Source organism: Pectobacterium sp. F1-1 (assembly GCF_025643735.1).
In the GTDB taxonomy this organism is placed as follows: domain Bacteria; phylum Pseudomonadota; class Gammaproteobacteria; order Enterobacterales; family Enterobacteriaceae; genus Pectobacterium; species Pectobacterium colocasium.
In genome coordinates, this window is sequence record NZ_CP104733.1 from 4,062,809 (window position 1) to 4,076,478 (window position 13,670).

A 13,670-nucleotide genomic window follows, 5' to 3' on the forward strand; every position below is an offset into this window, starting at 1 on the left:
GATGAAATAATGGGAAAGGTATGAAGAACTGGAGAACGCTTATTCTCGGATTGGCACTGAGTGCCTCTACCGCGTTCGCAGCACCACAGGTGGTTGATAAAGTCGCAGCAGTGGTCGACAACAGCGTTGTGTTGGAAAGTGATGTCAATGCGCTTTTGCAGTCGGTAAAACTGAACGCCCAGCAGGCCGGGCAACAATTGCCGGATGATGCCACGCTGCGCCATCAGATTACCGAGCGTTTGATCATGGACAACATCATCCTGCAAATGGCGCAGAAGATGGGGATTCAGGTGAACGATGAGCAACTGAATCAGGCGATTGCCAATATTGCCTCTCAGAACCGTATGTCTCTGGACCAGCTAAAAAGCCAGTTGGCCTACGAAGGTCTGAACTACAACACCTACCGTAACCAGATTCGCAAAGAGATGCTGATCTCGGAAGTCCGTAACAACGAAGTCCGTCGTCGCGTGACGGTACTGCCGCAGGAAGTCGATACGCTAGCGAAGCAGATCGCCAACCAGACCGGTGAAAATGATGAGCTGAACCTGAGCCACATTTTGATTCCCCTGCCGGAAAACCCGACTCAGCAGCAGGTTGATGAGGCAGAAAATCTGGCAACTTCTCTGGTGAAACAAATCAATGAAGGCGCGGATTTTGGTAAGTTGGCCATCACCTATTCGGCTGACTCTCAGGCGCTGAAAGGCGGCCAGATGGGCTGGGGTAAACTGCAAGAGATCCCAACGCTGTTTGCCGAGCGCTTAACTCAGGCGCAAAAAGGCCAAATCGTCGGCCCAATCCGTTCTGGCGTAGGTTTCCACATTCTGAAAGTGAACGATATTCGCGGTGGTAACAAAAGCGTATCGGTAACTGAAACCCATGCTCGCCATATTCTGATCAAACCTTCCGTCGTCATGACGGACAGTCAGGCGCAAGCCAAGCTGGCCGAAGTAGCACAGCAGATCAAAAACGGCAGCACCGATTTCGCCTCGCAAGCCAAACTGCTCTCTCAGGATCCCGGTTCAGCGAATCAGGGCGGCGACCTTGGCTGGGCTTCTCCAGATATGTACGATCCGGCCTTCCGCGATGCGTTGTTGAAACTGAAGAAAGGCGAAATCAGCCAGCCTGTTCATTCCTCTTTTGGCTGGCATCTGATTCAGTTGCTGGATACCCGCCAGGTGGATAAAACCGACGCGGCACAAAAAGAGCAGGCGTACCGTATGATCTTTAATCGTAAATTCGCCGAAGAAGCACAAACCTGGATGCAGGAACAGCGTGCATCGGCCTATGTCAAAGTGATTAATGGCGCGACTAACTAATGCTGATTGAAACTAATGCTGATTGAAACTCATGCAGACTGAGAGCAATACGCCACGCGTTGTGATCACCCCCGGCGAACCCGCCGGGATTGGCCCCGATCTGGTGATTGCTCTGGCTCAGCAGGCCTGGCCTGTGGAGCTAGTCATCTGTGCGGATCCCGAGCTGCTACTCAGTCGCGCGCTGCAATTGTCTATGCCGCTGACGCTGCGTGACTATCAACCCGGTCACCCCGCACAGCCACAGCAGGCAGGTAGCCTCACCATCCTGCCAATCGCCGCACCGGCAACCGTCATTCCAGGCCAATTGAATGTCGCTAACAGCGCTTATGTCGTTGACACCTTGGCGCGAGCTTGCGATGGTTGCCTGAACGGTGAATTTGCCGCGCTGATTACCGGCCCGGTACATAAGGGCATTATCAACGATGCCGGCGTCCCGTTCAGTGGACACACTGAATTTTTCGCCGATCGCAGCCACTGTGACCGCGTCGTCATGATGCTGGCGACGGAAGAGCTGCGTGTTGCCCTAGCGACCACGCATCTGCCGCTTGCCGCCGTTTCTGCGGCTATCACCCGTCAGAGCCTGCACGAAGTCATCACTATTTTGCATCATGATTTGCAGACAAAATTCGGCATCGTTCAACCGCAGATTTATGTTTGTGGATTGAATCCTCATGCCGGTGAAGGCGGCCATATGGGCCGTGAAGAGCTGGATGTGATTAACCCTGCGCTGGACGAACTTCGGCAACAAGGCATCACGCTGGTTGGGCCGCTGCCTGCCGACACGCTTTTCCAGCCCAAATATCTGCAACACGCTGACGCCGTGTTGGCGATGTACCACGATCAAGGGCTCCCGGTTCTGAAATATCAGGGCTTCGGGCGCGCCGTTAATATCACGCTGGGGTTACCCTTTATTCGCACATCAGTTGACCACGGAACAGCACTTGAGCTGGCCGCAACGGGTAGCGCCGACCCCGGCAGCTTCATCACGGCATTAAATCTTGCCATTAAAATGATAAAACACAGTAATGAATAATCGCGTACACCAAGGTCACTTCGCCCGTAAACGTTTTGGGCAAAACTTTTTAAACGATCACTTCGTGATCGATAGCATTGTGTCGGCCATTCATCCTCAGCCGGGTCAAGCAGTCGTAGAGATCGGGCCAGGCCTCGGCGCACTAACCGCGCCTGTCGGCGAACGGATGGATCGTTTTACCGTTATTGAGCTGGACAGGGATCTGGCCGCGCGGTTGGAAACGCATCCGACGCTGAAAGATAAGCTGACAATTATTCAGCAAGATGCCATGACGATCGATTTTGCCGCACTTGCTGAGCAAGCTGGGCAACCGCTGCGCGTTTTCGGTAACCTACCGTATAATATTTCCACACCGCTGATGTTCCACCTGTTCAGCTATACTCAATCTATCCGCGACATGCACTTTATGTTGCAGAAAGAAGTGGTTAACCGTTTGGTCGCTGGGCCGAACAGCAAAGCGTTCGGGCGCCTGAGCGTCATGGCGCAGTATTATTGTCAGGTGATACCGGTGCTTGAAGTGCCACCGGAGGCATTCAAGCCCGCACCTAAAGTTGATTCCGCCGTAGTGCGACTCGTGCCTCATACCGAGATCCCCTACCCGGTCAGCGACATTCGCGTGCTAAGCCGCATCACGACGGAAGCATTTAACCAGCGCCGTAAGACACTGCGTAACAGTCTGGGCAATCTGTTCACCCCAGAAGTGCTCGCTGAGCTGGGGATTGATGCCACCAGCCGCGCAGAGAATGTGTCCGTTGAGCAATATTGCCGATTGGCGAACTGGTTAAGTGAGCATCCGGCAAAACAGGAATAACTGGAGTTCATCATGATTAATGCGCCCCGTGTTTGTGTACAGGTTCAGAGCTTCTACGTGGAATCACAATCGGAGCCTGATGAAGAACGTTTCGTGTTTGCTTACACGATTACGGTTCGCAATCTGGGGCGTCATGAAGTCCAGCTCTTGGGGCGTTATTGGCTGATCACCAACGGTAACGGCCGACAAACTGAAGTTCAGGGTGAAGGCGTGGTCGGCGAACAGCCGATTATCCACCCTGGCAGCGAGTTCCAATATACCAGCGGTGCCGTTATAGAAACGCCCCTCGGTACAATGGAAGGCCACTACCATATGACTGACCATCAGGGTAAAGCGTTTCAGGTTTCCATCCCCGTTTTCCGTCTGGCTATCCCTTCACTGATACATTAATTATGTCTACCTATTTAGTTGGCGATGTTCACGGCTGTTTAGTTGAACTCAAAGCGCTATTGGCGCAAGTTTCCTTTAATCCTGAGCAAGATACGCTGTGGTTAACCGGCGATTTAGTCGCTCGCGGCCCGGATTCGCTTCAGGTTCTGCGCTTCGTTCGCTCTCTCGGTTCTGCTGTTCGCATGGTGCTCGGCAACCACGATCTGCACCTGTTGGCTGTTTATGCAGGCATCAGCCGCAACAAACCGAAAGATCGTATCAGCGATCTCCTCACCGCACCGGACGCAGACGAGCTCATCAACTGGCTACGCCGCCAGCCGATCCTACAGGTCAATGACGATCTGAAACTGGTGATGGCGCACGCGGGCATCACGCCGCAGTGGGATCTCCCTACTGCACAGATGTGCGCTCGAGAAGTCGAAGCGATCCTGAGCAGCGACAGCTATCCGCTTTTCCTTGATGCCATGTATGGCGATATGCCGAACCACTGGAGTCCAGAACTTAGCGGCCTGGCACGTCTACGCTTTAGCACCAACGTCTTTACCCGTATGCGCTACTGCTTCTCCGGCGGGCAGTTGGATATGCTCTGTAAAGAGCCACCGAGTCAGGCTCCTTCTCTGCTAAAACCGTGGTTTGATCTGCCAAGTCAGGTTGCCGGGGAATATGCTATTGCCTTCGGTCACTGGGCATCGCTGGAAGGGAAAGGCACACCGGAAAATATTTACGCGCTGGATACCGGGTGCTGTTGGGGGGGAGAGTTGACTATGCTGCGTTGGGACGATAAGCGCTATTTCACGCAGTCGTCACTTTCATCAAATACCGAATCTTCTGGTGATATCGCGCTCTGAACGTGCGGATTCATACGCTCATGCGCAGCGCACCACCGTTACAGAAAGGGGAAGGCCGTCCCAGACTGAACCTTTTTGGACGGCGGAGCGGCTAACTCCTCGGCGGGAATCGACCAAATACCACCACCAAGAAACCCAGCCAGGCCAACGGCTTCTACATCGCCTGAGGGTAATTCACGGCGGCGTGGATCGCTCAGGCGGTCAGTATTCAGATTGCTGTTTCTATTCGTCATGCTTACTGTCTCCTACCTATCAAACACAGCGGCTTAACGACATCTTGATTTAACGACGGAAAGCCGCAACCCGTTGTCATACTAGCGATAATAGATGACGAAAATGTGACCCATTCCGGCTAAAAAATAGAGAGATCGCCGCTCATTGTGGTTGCTTATGGGTTTCAACGGCAGGTTTTGTCAGCGGCGGAGAAACCGCAGAGTATTGCACCACCAGCATCCCCATAACGATTAACGCAACCCCCGCGATTCGCCCCAGCGTCGCAGGCTTCACCGCCAGCCCCATCAAACCAAAATGATCGATAATCAGCGATGCCACCACCTGACCAGCAATCACACAGACAATAAAGCCTGAGGCACCGAGCTTTGGCGTCAGCAACAACGCGGCGGTGATATAAGCAACGCCCGCGACACCACCCAGCCAAACCCACCACGGCCCCTGCAAAGCAGCGCCAACCGCAGGCGTCGGTATCCGGGCAGCAAACAGGATCGGTAACAACACACAAATACTGACCAGCAGTGAGACCAGCGTCGCCCAAAGAGGATGCCCTAACGCACGTCCCAGCGCCGCATTGCTGGCAGCCTGAAAAGGCACAATGCTCCCGGCAAGCACAGCAATACCCAGCGGCAGCAGCAATGAGAGAGAAAAAGAAGAGAATAACGACATGGAACCCCCTCGTTCACACTATAAAGTTCACAACATAATTGGGATGTTCCAATACTCATATATCCATTACACTGATGGAAATTCGTAGTTTATACGTAAGGTATGCATAGAATGGATGATTTGCGGCGTATCGATATGAATCTGTTGTTAACACTGCACGCGCTGTTGACGGAAAAACACGTCACGCGGGCAGCGCTGCGCCTGCACCGCAGTCAGCCTGCCGTCAGCCATTCATTAGCACAGCTGCGCCAGATTTTTAACGATCCGCTGCTAGTCCGGCGTGAAATTGGCCTGACACTGACGACCCGCGCTCAGGCGCTACTCGATCCGCTGGAACAGGCGCTGGATCAACTGAACGGGCTGATTCAAGCGCCACAGTTCGATCCGCGCCATACCACGCGGCATTTCCGTTTAGCGCTCTCAGATTATGGTACGAATGCCGTCTTGCCAACGCTCATGAGGTATCTACGCACACAGGCCCCCGGTATTTCGCTGGCCGTCAGCCATGCAGGCCGTGAAATGATGCTGGCACAGTTGATTGATGGAGAAATCGATTTAGGCCTCGGCGTTTTCCCCACACGCCCACCCGAGGTGCACGCCGAGCTCCTCTTTGAAGAGCAATTTGCCTGTCTGGCTGACCGTGACACGCTGTCAGAAAACGGTACGCTGTCGCTTGAGGCATGGCTGGATCGGCCACATGTTCTGGTCACCATGCATCCTGATTCTGCCAATGAAATTGACAACACGCTGACCGCAAGCGGCCTGTCGCGCAATGTCGTGCTGACGCTGCCCCATTGGCATGCCGCCATCAACCTCATTGCCGGAACTGACCTGATATTGACTGCCGCGCGGCGTAGCATGGCACGAATCAATACGCCAGATTTGCACATTTTTCCGCCTCCGTTCACGATGCCCGACTTTGCCTTCCAGCAGGTATGGCACACGCGACGCGGGAGCGATCCTGCGCATCGCTGGCTGAGAAACGCCATTTGGGAAAGCTGCCAGACGGCAAATTAAAAACATTGGGTCAGAAAACGAAAAAACCCGCACAAGGCGGGTTTGGCGAGTATGGTATGTCGACAGCGCTATTACACTTAGCGACGTTCCAGAATTTCGAAGCAATAACTGTGTGAGTTACGCTCGTCAGCATCATGGAATTCGCTGAAAACAGACTGCCATTCATCCGGCTCATAGTCAGGGAAATGCGTGTCGCCTTCCACTTCAGCGTCAATGTGCGTCAGGTAAAGACGGTTAGCCTGCGCCAGCATTTGTTGATAAATACTGCCGCCGCCAATCACCATCACTTCATCAAGGTCACCCGCCGCCGCCAGCGCAGCATCCAGCGAAGAGACCCAGGTCACACGATCGTCATCACCGGGATGATTACTGACGACAATGTTCAGTCGGCCGGGCAGCGGCTGACCGATAGAACGGAAAGTATTACGCCCCATAATAATCGGCTTATTCAGCGTATTACGCTTAAACCATGCCAGATCGGCGGGCAAATGCCACGGCATCGCGTTTTCCATACCGATTACGCGATCCACTGCCAGTGCAGCAATCAAACTAATAACCATGGTGAAAAAACCCTGTAGGTCAGAAAATTGCTGACACTATACGGAAAGCCCTTTCGCTCGTCGATATAGATACGAGACCGAAACGTAATATAAGAGTTTTATACTCCCGGCCGTTTGCGATAGAGCCAGATTCCCGGTAAAGACAGGCCGATAGAGAGCGCGCCAACGATAAAACTCGCTTTCAGGAAATGCGTCACCATGACGTTCATCAGCGCCTCGCTGTAGCCAAGATGCGAAATTTCCACTACCGAAATCATCGCCGTGTAGGCAGAAATCCCCGGAAACATCGGGATTACGGCCGCGACGGTAAAGACTTTCGGATGCGCTAACAGCCAACGTGACCAACGAATACCGATGATACCAATCAGGATCGCCGCCAAAAACGATGCCCACTCAATATTCATACCGAAGTGGACCGCCAGAAACCGTACGCCGTGCCCGACGCCGCCCAGCAGCGCACAATAAGGCAATGCTCTTAGCGGAACATTGAAGACCATCGCAAACCCTAACGCCGGAACAGCCGCCAGCACCATATCCTGCAAGAGCGCCCACAGTAAACTTAAGCCCATCCGCGTAACCCCCACAGTGATAACGCCATCACTACACCGATACAGGTTGCCAGCGTCAGTAAACTCGCCACCGTCCAGCGCGCCAGACCGGTATTCACGTGCCCTTTAAACATATCCGCCACGGCGTTAATCAGCGGAAAACCGGGAACCAACAGCAGCACGCTCGCCGCCATCGCCACTGTAGAGGTTTGAGAAAAAGTGGGTAAACGCATCAACAGCCCGGATGCCGACGTGGCAACAAATGCCGTAATGCAGAAGTTGATCAACGGATTCAGGTGTCGCGCCGTAAAGACCTGCCGAACATACATCGCCAGACCGCTGGCAATCAGCGTGACGATAAACGCGTCCCACCCGCCGCCATTCAAACGGCTGAAGCAGCCGCAGGAGAGCGCCACAACCGAAACCATCAGCCAGCGCGGGTAGCGCAAGGGTTTGATGTTCCCCAGACGCTTTTCCACTCCCGCCACATCCAGCAGTTTATGCTCGGCCATGATGACCGCATGCTGAACTTCAATGACAACGTGCATGTTAATGCCGCGGTCGACATTCTTTCGTGTCGACGTCAGGCAATGTCCCTGCATGATGGTGGTCAGGACAATCGAGTTTGCCGAGATGGAACTCTCAACGCTATCAGCACCCAGCGCCATACCCAGCCGTGACGATAGCTGTTCCACGACCATACTCTCTGCGCCATGCTGTAATAGCAGCAGTGCGCACTGGATGCACAGCCGGGTGATTTCCCGCTGCTGTGGCGCTTCCCCCATCCGTTTTGTATTACTTAGTAATTCACGGTTCTCACATTCACTGACCATGTTGTTATCTCAACCCGCCCCTGAAATTAACCACAAAAAATGAAAGGATAATTGTTAACATATCACCGCCGAATAACCAATAAGCATGATGCGAATTCATTATTCTGGCGCTATCATTTCAACCATTCTGACTCCTTTCGCGCTCTGGAATGACCATGCTAGAAACATCGCTGTTTGTCGCCACCATCGCCACGCTGGGAATGCTCTCTCCCGGCCCGGACTTTTTCCTCATTATCAAGAACGCCACACGCTATCCACGCGTCGCCGCGCTGATGACTGCGTTTGGCGTAATCTGCGGCGTTGCAACCCATATGGCGTACTGCGTCGCCGGGTTGGCCGTCGTCATCACGACGACACCGTGGCTATTTAATGTACTGAAATATGCCGGCGCCGCCTATCTGATCTGGATCGGTATTCAGGCATTATTCGCGCGCGGTGGCAGCAAGATGGATGTTTCAACTCAGGGGCCGCAAAGCGTCAGCCTGAAAAAAGCATTTCTGCAAGGTTACCTCTGTAACTTGCTTAACCCGAAAGCGACACTGTTCTTTCTGGCGATGTTCACACAGGTCCTGAATATCCACTCTGGTATCGGTGAAAAGCTGTGGTATGCCATGATTATCTGGCTGCTCGCGGCCATCTGGTGGCCGGTGCTGGTGCTGCTTTTCCAAAGTGAGCCGGTACGGCGTGGGCTGGCTAAAGTGCAAAAACTGGTGGATAAACTGCTAGGAACGGTATTGATCGCATTGGGCATCAAGGTGGCACTGGGGTGAGATTGCCACTAGGCTTGCTCGCCTGTTGCCGTCTGGATTGATATAAAAACCCCCTCGATTTTCACCGAAGGGGTTATGTTCTTATCCTGACGCTAGCTTAGTAGCTGGCATAATAAACACGTAACCGATGGTGATCGGGATCGAGTGCTACGAATGTCAGGCCAAAATCCATCTGGGTGATGTCCTGAGCGATAGTCATATCCCGTGCCTTCCAGTTTTCATAAATCGCGTTCAGTGCGACCTCACTCTCGACACGAATGGCTAATTCGCTACCACCGCCCGCCAGTTGGGTTAGCGGTTTAACCTCATGCTTAGACCACAACCCCAATAATAGCCCTGAGTCAAAGGCAAACATGGCAAAGTTTTCCGACTTCTCAACAGGCTGAAAATCAAACAGTTCACGATAGAAACGTTCGCTGGTAATGGCATCTTCCACATATAAAATAATAAAATTTGGTGCGTTCATCAGAGACTCCCTGTAATCAGGTGGGTAATAAGCAGAAGGCTTCTGCTTGCCTGAATGCATCGTAGTACGCACTGATGTCAATTTCTGTCAGTAGCCATTACTGCTGAGGAATGTCCTCTTTTTCATGCCATTCTTTTAATAACTGCTGGCGACGACGAAGATAACGCTGCTCCAACACCGTCATACTACGGATGCGTTCAGCCCTGAAGTGACGAAACTGCTGACGGCGTTCGCACCAGGCGGCAATCACATGCGTTTGATCGAAAAATCCCAATGCAAACGGCCAGATAATTCGGAGAGACTCATTGCCCTGAAGGTCACAATAAGCAATCTCCGTGCGCCGTTCTGCCCGAATAGCGTAACGTAAGGCTGATAAGTCGATAGCAACAGCGGGAGTAAATTCCGCCTTACCCACTAATAGTCCTGAAGAATCAAGCGCGTTACGCAACTCTGGTGGTAATACCGCGGCAATCTTCATCAACGCATTACGGGCTGCCCCCGCCAAACGCTCATCTGTTCTTCGGACAACCCAGCGCGAGCCCAACACTAATGCTTCAATTTCCTCTTCTGAAAACATCAGAGGGGGCAGAATGAACCCTGGGCGCAGGATATAACCTAATCCCGCCTCCCCCTCAATATGCGCTCCCTGCAACTGTAGCGTGGCAATATCACGATAGACCGTTCTCTGGCTCACACTTAACTTTTCCGCCAAATACGCCCCTGTTACGGGAAACCGGTGATGGCGTAATATCTGTAAAAGCTCAAGCAAACGCTGCGTTCTGGACATCATCTCACCCTGATATCAGGCATAGGAAACCTGCTCAATACCTGCCTCAAAACAGAATGACTGGAAAGAGGATTTCAGGCTAAACAAAAATACAAAAAAGCCAGCGCTGTTACCAACGCTGGCTTTCATCATCAGCTTATTGTCTACCGAGGTCGGTCAATCAGCCTTTAATCATCGCATGCATTTCCTGCACGGAGGTGACTTTCTCCGTCGGATCGGCCGTTAACGACATTGCCGTGGCGAAACCGCCGTTCAGCGTCGTGTCGTAATGCACCTTGTATTGCAGCGCACTGCGGCGAATCAGCTTGGAGTCTTCAATCGCCTGACGCCCTGCGGTGGTGTTGACGATGTAGGTGTACTCGCCGTTCTTGATGCGGTCCTGAATGTGCGGACGACCTTCATGCACCTTGTTCACCAGACGCGGATTAATGCCCGCTTCACCCAGTTCAATCGCCGTACCGTGCGTCGCATCCAGCTCAAAGCCGTGCTTCAGCAGTTTGGCCGCCAGATCCACCACGCGCGCTTTGTCGCCTTCACGCACCGACAGCAGCGCACGTCCGGTTTTCTTCATGTGCGAATTGCTGCCCAGCATCGCCTTGGCAAACGCTTCGGCAAACGTGCGGCCAACGCCCATCACTTCCCCAGTCGAACGCATTTCTGGCCCCAGAATCGGGTCAACGCCAGGGAATTTGTTGAACGGCAGCACCACTTCTTTCACCGAATAGTACGGCGGGATAATCTCTTTCGTGACGCCCTGCTCAGCCAGCGTTTTGCCTGCCATCACACGTGCCGCGACTTTCGCCAGCGGAACGCCAGTCGCTTTCGAGACAAACGGTACAGTACGCGCCGCACGCGGGTTCACTTCAATCAGATAAACTTCATTATCCTTCACCGCAAACTGCACGTTCATCAGGCCGCGAACGCAGAGTTCAAACGCCAGTTTTTCAACCTGCTGACGCATCACGTCCTGAATCTCTTTGCTCAGCGTGTAGGCTGGCAGTGAGCACGCCGAGTCACCGGAGTGAACCCCAGCCTGCTCGATGTGCTCCATAATGCCGCCAATCAGTACACGTTCACCGTCACAGATCGCATCGACATCGACTTCGATGGCATCGTCAAGGAAGCGGTCTAACAGCACCGGCGCATCGTTGGACACGCTAACGGCGGTCTGGAAGTAACGACGCAGGTCAATTTCGTCATACACGATTTCCATCGCGCGGCCGCCCAGAACATAAGAAGGACGCACAACCAGCGGGTAGCCGATGCCACGCGCTTTTTCTACCGCCTGTTCAATCGTCGCTACCGTAGCGTTAGCAGGCTGCTTCAGCCCCAGACGATTAACCGCCTGTTGGAACCGTTCACGGTCTTCTGCACGGTCAATCGCATCCGGACTGGTACCGATAACCGGCACACCTGCCGCTTCCAGCGCACGCGCCAGTTTCAGCGGCGTCTGGCCGCCGTACTGCACGATAACGCCTTTTGGCTTCTCGATACGTACAATTTCCAGCACGTCTTCAAACGTTACCGGCTCGAAGTACAGACGGTCAGATGTGTCATAGTCGGTTGAAACAGTTTCCGGGTTACAGTTGACCATGATGGTTTCATAGCCATCTTCACGCAGCGCCAGAGAAGCGTGGACGCAGCAGTAGTCAAATTCGATCCCTTGGCCAATACGGTTTGGTCCGCCGCCCAGTACGATGATCTTGTCACGATCCTGACTCGGATTAGCTTCACACTCTTCTTCATACGTGGAGTACATGTAAGCCGTGTCGGTCGCGAATTCTGCCGCACAGGTATCAACACGCTTGTACACCGGGTGCAGGTCGAACTTATCGCGCAGTTTGCGAATTTCGCTTTCCGCCACGCCAGCTAACTTCGCCAGACGCGCATCGGCAAAGCCTTTACGCTTCAGCATACGCAGGAACTCGGCATCCAGCGCGGTGGCGCCTTTTTCTGCCACTTGCTCTTCCAGACGTACCAGCTCTTCAATTTGCACCAGGAACCAGCGATCGACGTTAGTCAGGTTAAAGACACCATCGACTGACATCCCCGCACGGAAGGCATCGGCGATGTACCAGATACGCTCGGCACCCGCATCTTTCAGCTCGCGGCGAATTTTGGTCAGCGCTTCTGGGTCGTCTAAATCCACTTTCGGATCGAAGCCCGTTGCCCCCACTTCCAGCCCACGCAGCGCTTTTTGCAGGGATTCCTGCTGTGTGCGACCAATTGCCATCACTTCCCCCACAGATTTCATCTGCGTGGTCAAACGGTCGTTGGCACCGGCGAATTTTTCGAAGTTGAAACGTGGGATCTTGGTGACAACGTAGTCGATAGCCGGTTCGAAGGACGCTGGGGTACGGCCACCGGTGATGTCGTTCATCAGTTCATCAAGCGTGTAGCCCACCGCCAGCTTGGCTGCGATTTTTGCAATCGGGAAGCCCGTCGCTTTAGAAGCCAGTGCGGAAGAACGCGATACGCGCGGGTTCATTTCGATAACAATCAGACGACCGGTTTTCGGGTTCACCGAGAACTGGACGTTAGAACCGCCAGTTTCTACGCCGATTTCACGCAGTACCGCCATCGAGGCGTTACGCATGATTTGATATTCTTTATCGGTCAGCGTTTGTGCAGGTGCGACGGTGATGGAGTCTCCGGTGTGAATCCCCATCGCATCGAAGTTTTCGATGGAGCAGACGATGATGCAGTTGTCGTTCTTATCACGCACCACTTCCATCTCGTACTCTTTCCAACCGATCAGCGATTCATCAATCAGCAGCTCTTTGGTTGGCGAAAGATCCAGCCCGCGTTCGCAGATCTCTTCAAACTCTTCGCGGTTGTACGCGATACCGCCACCAGTGCCGCCCATCGTGAAGGAAGGACGGATGATGCACGGGAAGCCCACATCAGCCGCCACGGCTAGTGCTTCTTCCATCGTGTGCGCAATACCGGAACGCGCGGTGTCCAGACCGATCTTCTTCATCGCGACGTCAAAACGGCGGCGATCTTCTGCTTTATCAATGGCATCCGCCGTTGCACCAATCATGGTGACGCCGAACTCGGCCAACACGCCCTGACGTTCCAGCTCCAGCGCACAGTTCAGCGCGGTCTGGCCGCCCATCGTTGGCAGCACCGCGTCTGGACGCTCTTTTTCAATGATTTTACGCACCACTTCCCAGTTAATCGGCTCGATGTAGGTCGCATCGGCCATTTCCGGGTCAGTCATGATGGTTGCCGGGTTGGAGTTCACCAGAATAACGCGGTAACCCTCTTCACGCAGCGCTTTACAGGCTTGTGCACCCGAGTAGTCAAACTCACACGCCTGGCCGATAACAATCGGGCCGGCGCCCAGAATCAGGATGCTTTTAATATCTGTACGTTTTGGCATTGTCTC

At 53.5% G+C, this 13,670-nt stretch carries 15 protein-coding genes; 7 read left to right on the forward strand and 8 right to left on the reverse strand.

All coding sequences use genetic code 11. The features are described 5' to 3' along the window. Nucleotides 1-20: 20 nt before the first annotated feature. From surA to apaH, 5 genes are read left to right on the forward strand one after another with little or no spacing between them, the layout of a single operon-like run. Nucleotides 21-1,316 (forward strand): peptidylprolyl isomerase SurA, encoded by a 1,296-nt coding sequence (gene surA, locus NAL19_RS18145; RefSeq protein WP_263058078.1) that lies wholly within the window; start codon nt 21-23, stop codon nt 1,314-1,316. Between the two features lie 31 nt (nt 1,317-1,347). Continuing rightward, nucleotides 1,348-2,349, forward strand: a complete 1,002-nt coding sequence (gene pdxA, locus NAL19_RS18150; RefSeq protein WP_263058079.1) for a 4-hydroxythreonine-4-phosphate dehydrogenase PdxA — start codon at nt 1,348-1,350, stop codon at nt 2,347-2,349. Continuing rightward, nucleotides 2,342-3,160, forward strand: coding sequence for a 16S rRNA (adenine(1518)-N(6)/adenine(1519)-N(6))-dimethyltransferase RsmA (gene rsmA, locus NAL19_RS18155; protein ID WP_180776764.1), 819 nt, complete (start codon nt 2,342-2,344; stop codon nt 3,158-3,160). Before pdxA ends, rsmA begins: the two co-directional genes overlap by 8 nt. Nucleotides 3,161-3,172: 12 nt before the next feature. Continuing rightward, the gene (apaG, locus tag NAL19_RS18160; protein ID WP_015841767.1) at nt 3,173-3,550 is read left to right on the forward strand and encodes a Co2+/Mg2+ efflux protein ApaG; all 378 of its coding nucleotides are present in this window, start codon (nt 3,173-3,175) and stop codon (nt 3,548-3,550) included. A gap of 2 nt (nt 3,551-3,552) precedes the next feature. Continuing rightward, on the forward strand, nt 3,553-4,398 hold the full coding sequence (gene apaH, locus NAL19_RS18165; RefSeq protein WP_263058080.1) for a bis(5'-nucleosyl)-tetraphosphatase (symmetrical) ApaH: 846 nt from the start codon (nt 3,553-3,555) through the stop codon (nt 4,396-4,398). Between the two features lie 38 nt (nt 4,399-4,436). On the opposite strand, the gene NAL19_RS18170 is transcribed toward apaH, so the two are convergent. Further along, nucleotides 4,437-4,631, reverse strand: coding sequence for a hypothetical protein (locus NAL19_RS18170; protein ID WP_015841769.1), 195 nt, complete (start codon nt 4,629-4,631; stop codon nt 4,437-4,439). A 142-nt stretch (nt 4,632-4,773) separates the two neighbouring features. Continuing rightward, nucleotides 4,774-5,298 (reverse strand): DMT family transporter, encoded by a 525-nt coding sequence (locus NAL19_RS18175; RefSeq protein WP_015841770.1) that lies wholly within the window; start codon nt 5,296-5,298, stop codon nt 4,774-4,776. Between the two features lie 111 nt (nt 5,299-5,409). Here NAL19_RS18175 and NAL19_RS18180 point away from each other — a divergent pair, with 111 nt between their 5' ends. Then, a complete protein-coding gene (locus NAL19_RS18180; protein WP_263058081.1) occupies nt 5,410-6,315 on the forward strand; it encodes a LysR family transcriptional regulator in 906 nt (301 codons plus the stop codon). A 77-nt stretch (nt 6,316-6,392) separates the two neighbouring features. On the opposite strand, the gene folA is transcribed toward NAL19_RS18180, so the two are convergent. From folA to NAL19_RS18195, 3 genes are all read right to left on the reverse strand, one after another. Beyond that, a complete protein-coding gene (folA, locus tag NAL19_RS18185; RefSeq protein ID WP_263058082.1) occupies nt 6,393-6,875 on the reverse strand; it encodes a type 3 dihydrofolate reductase in 483 nt (160 codons plus the stop codon). A 98-nt stretch (nt 6,876-6,973) separates the two neighbouring features. Further along, entirely contained in the window at nt 6,974-7,444 is a 471-nt protein-coding gene (locus tag NAL19_RS18190; protein WP_180741494.1) for a threonine/serine exporter, read from the reverse strand. Continuing rightward, the gene (locus NAL19_RS18195; RefSeq protein WP_225085823.1) at nt 7,435-8,208 is read right to left on the reverse strand and encodes a threonine/serine exporter family protein; all 774 of its coding nucleotides are present in this window, start codon (nt 8,206-8,208) and stop codon (nt 7,435-7,437) included. Before NAL19_RS18195 ends, NAL19_RS18190 begins: the two co-directional genes overlap by 10 nt. Before the next feature lie 203 nt (nt 8,209-8,411). Between NAL19_RS18195 and NAL19_RS18200 the strand changes: the two genes are divergently transcribed. Beyond that, nucleotides 8,412-9,026 (forward strand): LysE family transporter, encoded by a 615-nt coding sequence (locus NAL19_RS18200; RefSeq protein WP_263058083.1) that lies wholly within the window; start codon nt 8,412-8,414, stop codon nt 9,024-9,026. 97 nt (nt 9,027-9,123) lie between these two features. Here NAL19_RS18200 and NAL19_RS18205 read toward each other — a convergent pair whose 3' ends face one another. The 3 genes from NAL19_RS18205 to carB all read right to left on the reverse strand — a co-directional run bounded on the left by NAL19_RS18205 (nt 9,124) and on the right by carB (nt 13,664). After that, nucleotides 9,124-9,492: a VOC family protein gene (locus NAL19_RS18205; RefSeq protein ID WP_256554282.1), complete on the reverse strand. Its 369-nt coding sequence runs from the start codon at nt 9,490-9,492 to the stop codon at nt 9,124-9,126. Between the two features lie 97 nt (nt 9,493-9,589). Then, nucleotides 9,590-10,279 (reverse strand): helix-turn-helix transcriptional regulator, encoded by a 690-nt coding sequence (locus NAL19_RS18210; protein ID WP_263059749.1) that lies wholly within the window; start codon nt 10,277-10,279, stop codon nt 9,590-9,592. Nucleotides 10,280-10,439: 160 nt separating this feature from the next. Next, nucleotides 10,440-13,664 carry a carbamoyl-phosphate synthase large subunit gene (gene carB / locus NAL19_RS18215; protein WP_225085825.1) on the reverse strand — a complete coding sequence of 1,075 codons (3,225 nt, stop codon included), beginning with the start codon at nt 13,662-13,664 and terminating at the stop codon, nt 10,440-10,442. Nucleotides 13,665-13,670 lie beyond the last annotated feature (6 nt).

Excerpts from the sequence above, each read along its gene's own strand:
- surA (WP_263058078.1), top strand. The coding sequence starts at position 21 with ATGAAGAACTGGAGAACGCTTATTCTCGGATTGGCACTGAGTGCCTCT.
- pdxA (WP_263058079.1), top strand. The coding sequence starts at position 1,348 with ATGCAGACTGAGAGCAATACGCCACGCGTTGTGATCACCCCCGGCGAA.
- rsmA (WP_180776764.1), top strand. The coding sequence starts at position 2,342 with ATGAATAATCGCGTACACCAAGGTCACTTCGCCCGTAAACGTTTTGGG.
- apaG (WP_015841767.1), top strand. The coding sequence starts at position 3,173 with ATGATTAATGCGCCCCGTGTTTGTGTACAGGTTCAGAGCTTCTACGTG.
- apaH (WP_263058080.1), top strand. The coding sequence starts at position 3,553 with ATGTCTACCTATTTAGTTGGCGATGTTCACGGCTGTTTAGTTGAACTC.
- NAL19_RS18170 (WP_015841769.1), bottom strand. The coding sequence starts at position 4,631 with ATGACGAATAGAAACAGCAATCTGAATACTGACCGCCTGAGCGATCCA.
- NAL19_RS18175 (WP_015841770.1), bottom strand. The coding sequence starts at position 5,298 with ATGTCGTTATTCTCTTCTTTTTCTCTCTCATTGCTGCTGCCGCTGGGT.
- NAL19_RS18180 (WP_263058081.1), top strand. The coding sequence starts at position 5,410 with ATGGATGATTTGCGGCGTATCGATATGAATCTGTTGTTAACACTGCAC.
- folA (WP_263058082.1), bottom strand. The coding sequence starts at position 6,875 with ATGGTTATTAGTTTGATTGCTGCACTGGCAGTGGATCGCGTAATCGGT.
- NAL19_RS18190 (WP_180741494.1), bottom strand. The coding sequence starts at position 7,444 with ATGGGCTTAAGTTTACTGTGGGCGCTCTTGCAGGATATGGTGCTGGCG.
- NAL19_RS18195 (WP_225085823.1), bottom strand. The coding sequence starts at position 8,208 with ATGGGGGAAGCGCCACAGCAGCGGGAAATCACCCGGCTGTGCATCCAG.
- NAL19_RS18200 (WP_263058083.1), top strand. The coding sequence starts at position 8,412 with ATGCTAGAAACATCGCTGTTTGTCGCCACCATCGCCACGCTGGGAATG.
- NAL19_RS18205 (WP_256554282.1), bottom strand. The coding sequence starts at position 9,492 with ATGAACGCACCAAATTTTATTATTTTATATGTGGAAGATGCCATTACC.
- NAL19_RS18210 (WP_263059749.1), bottom strand. The coding sequence starts at position 10,279 with ATGTCCAGAACGCAGCGTTTGCTTGAGCTTTTACAGATATTACGCCAT.
- carB (WP_225085825.1), bottom strand. The coding sequence starts at position 13,664 with ATGCCAAAACGTACAGATATTAAAAGCATCCTGATTCTGGGCGCCGGC.